General features: G+C 62.5%; 4 protein-coding genes. All 4 read left to right on the top strand.

What is annotated here, in order from left to right:
* The first annotated feature begins 110 nt into the window (after positions 1–110).
* Positions 111–344: a hypothetical protein gene (locus tag HCU64_RS25100; protein ID WP_233387214.1), complete on the top strand. Its 234-nt coding sequence runs from the start codon at positions 111–113 to the stop codon at positions 342–344.
* Positions 345–420: 76 nt separating this feature from the next.
* Positions 421–1,302, top strand: a complete 882-nt coding sequence (locus HCU64_RS25095) for a cytochrome b/b6 domain-containing protein (RefSeq protein ID WP_233387213.1) — start codon at positions 421–423, stop codon at positions 1,300–1,302.
* Complete coding sequence (locus HCU64_RS25090) at positions 1,299–2,231, top strand: molybdopterin-dependent oxidoreductase (protein ID WP_233387212.1); 933 nt, start codon at positions 1,299–1,301, stop codon at positions 2,229–2,231. The genes HCU64_RS25095 and HCU64_RS25090 overlap by 4 nt, the downstream gene beginning before the upstream one ends.
* Before the next feature lie 235 nt (positions 2,232–2,466).
* Positions 2,467–2,976: alcohol dehydrogenase catalytic domain-containing protein (locus HCU64_RS25085; protein ID WP_233387211.1), on the top strand; the 510-nt coding region annotated here is incomplete at its 3' end.

Raw genomic sequence — 2,976 nt, 5'->3', positions numbered from 1 at the left:
TGTCGAAATATTGCAGCGTAGATGATAAGTCTGCATTTATTGAACAACAATAGAATGATCTTGTTGCCCTGTCGGCTGGATAAGAAATTCGGCTTTACAGGGGAAAGCCCATGAACAAATTCACGCTTGCTTTGACCGCGTTGACCGCCCTTGGCGGTGTCGCCTTCACGGCCGGTTCAGCCACGGCCGCACCGATGTCCGTCAATGGCATCCAGTCCGAGAGCGGCGTCACCCAGGTGCGCATGATGCAGGGCGATCGAAAGATGATGAAGAAGCGCATGATGCGGAAGAAGATGATGAAGCGCCGCATGATGAAGAACCGTATGATGAATGGCGGCATGTGATCTTACACGCCCGATACTTCCGGAGGTCCCTGAACAGGGACCTCCATCTGGCGGCCACGATTTCGAGGATGACCGCTTGGCCCGAACCTACCTGACCCACTCTGCGCCCGAGACCGGCGAAGTCGAACGTCGCCGTTGGATGTTCCGGCATCCCGTCGTCATCCGCATAACACACTGGATCAATGCGATCTGTCTTCTGGTCTTGCTCATGAGCGGCCTGCAGATCTTCAACGCCCATCCGGCCCTGTACTGGGGCAACATCTCGACCTTCGACACGCCATTGATGGCGATGTCCTCTACCGAGGACGACCCGCCCAAAGGCGTCACGACAATGTTCGGGAAAACCTTCAACACCACCGGCTGGCTTGGCTCCTCGGCGGGTGCCGACGGCGAGCCGGCGGATCGCGGCTTTCCCTCTTGGCTGACCTTGCCGAGCGACCAGGATCTTACCGGCGGCCGCTCCTGGCACTTCTTCTTCGCCTGGGTTTTCGTCCTGAACGGCCTCGCCTACCTGCTCTACGGGGTGATCAGCGGGCAGCTTCGTTTCCGGGTCATCCCTTCGCGTGACCAGGTCCGCCATTTCGGAGCGTCGGTGTGGGAGCACCTGACGCTGCGTTTTCCGCAAGGCGACGAGGCCAAGCGGTACAACGTCATTCAGAAGCTCACCTACCTCGTGGTCCTTTTCGTGCTGCTGCCCGTGCAGGTGATGGCGGGCCTCGCGATGTCTCCCGCGATGGATGCGGCGTTCCCGTTCCTGCTGACGCTGTTCGATGGGCGGCAGTCGGCCCGCACAGTCCACTTCGTCGTGGCGGGGCTGCTGGTCCTGTTCGTGGTCGTGCATGTCGCGTTGGTCCTGCTCTCCGGCTTTTGGAACAACATGCGCGGCATGCTCACCGGCTGGTTCGTGATTGAGCGCAAGGTCGAGCCGGCCGGCATCCCAGGGGAGCCCCGGACATGAGTCGTCTTCCGAGCCGACGGGCCCTCCTGACAGGCGCTTCCGCCGTAGCCGCTGCAGCCATGCTCGGCGGCTGCGACCGCCTCGGCAACACACAGTGGTTCCAGCGCACGCTCAAGACCGGAGAGGACGCCAACCTCTTCGTCCAGCGCCTGCTCCTGACCGAACGCTCCTTGGCCCCGGAATACGCCGAGGCCGACATCTCGCCGTGGTTCAAGCCGAACGGCACCGAGGACCCGCCGGACAAGCCCTACAAAGCCCTCGCGAAAGGCAATTTCGCCAAATACCACCTGGAGGTCGCTGGCCTCGTCGAGGCCCCCTTCAAGTTGTCCCTGGCCGAGCTCCGTAAGCTTCCGGCCCGCACGCAGGTTACCCGGCATGATTGCGTCGAGGGCTGGAGTGCCATCGGCAAATGGACCGGTGTGCCACTCGCCGACCTTCTGACCCGAGCCAAGCTCAAGCCGGAGGCGCGCTACGTCGTGTTCCACTGCGCCGACACGATGGATCAAGGCGAGGATGACGGCGGATCGGACGACGCGCAGGATGCCGGCTCCGATGCGACGACCCCCGTCGGCAACGCCAACCCGGCCATGACCAAGCAGGCGGCCGGCGGGGAGCGCAGGAAGGACGCCGGTGGCCAACAGGCGTCAGGAGACACCGGAGCCAGTAGCGGATCGCCGGTCAGGTACTACGAGAGCATCGACCTGGTGGACGCGTTCCATCCGCAGACGATCCTCGCCTACGACATGAACGGCAAAGCACTTCCCGTTTCGAACGGTGCCCCGCTGCGGCTGCGTGTCGAACGGAACCTCGGCTACAAACAGGCCAAGTACGTGATGCGCATCGAGGTGGTCGAGAGTTTCGCCCACATCGGCGATGGAAAGGGCGGATATTGGGAGGACCAGGGCTACGCCTGGTACGCCGGAATCTGACTGAAGCCCCGGCGAGGTGGCTGGCGAACGGCAAGACCAGGGCGCGTGCTCGCCGAGCTTAAGCCGTCTGTCTCCGTCCTTCCCGATCCAGTTCTAGCGCCGTCCCGCCACGGTCCTGGGAACAGTTCGGATTGGGTACGGTTGCTCGCATGACCGCATGCGTCGTCGCACGGTTCCTCACTCTTCCCTAATACTGAACGAGGCCGCTGTCCGTGCGCCTCGCAGGAGGCGCTTGATGAAAGCTCTATGCTGGCACGGCAAGAACGATATCCGCTGCGATACGGTGCCGGACCCGATCATCGAGGATCCGCGCGACGTCGTCATCAAGGTGACGTCGTGTGCGATCTGCGGCTCCGACCTTCACCTCATGGACGGTTTGATGCCGACCATGAAGAGCGGCGATGTGCTCGGCCACGAGTTCATGGGCGAGGTCGTCGAAGTCGGCGGGGCGCACAAGAAGTTCAAGAAGGGCGACCGCATCGTCGTGCCCTTCAACATCAATTGCGGCGAGTGCCGACAATGCAAGCTCGGCAACTTCTCGGTCTGCGAGCGCTCGAATCGCAACGCCGAGATGGCCGCCGAACAGTTCGGCTACACTACCGCCGGCCTATTTGGATACTCTCACCTCACCGGGGGCTATGCCGGTGGGCAGGCCGAGTACGTTCGTGTGCCGATGGCGGACGTCGCACCGATGTTGGTGCCGGAGGGCATGGACGACGAGTCCGTCCTCTTCCTCACCGACATC

The organism is Methylobacterium sp. C25 (assembly GCF_021352225.1).
Taxonomy (GTDB): domain Bacteria; phylum Pseudomonadota; class Alphaproteobacteria; order Rhizobiales; family Beijerinckiaceae; genus Methylobacterium.
Note: the sequence above shows the minus strand (reverse complement) of the source record. Positions and strands in the feature narration are given on the sequence as shown.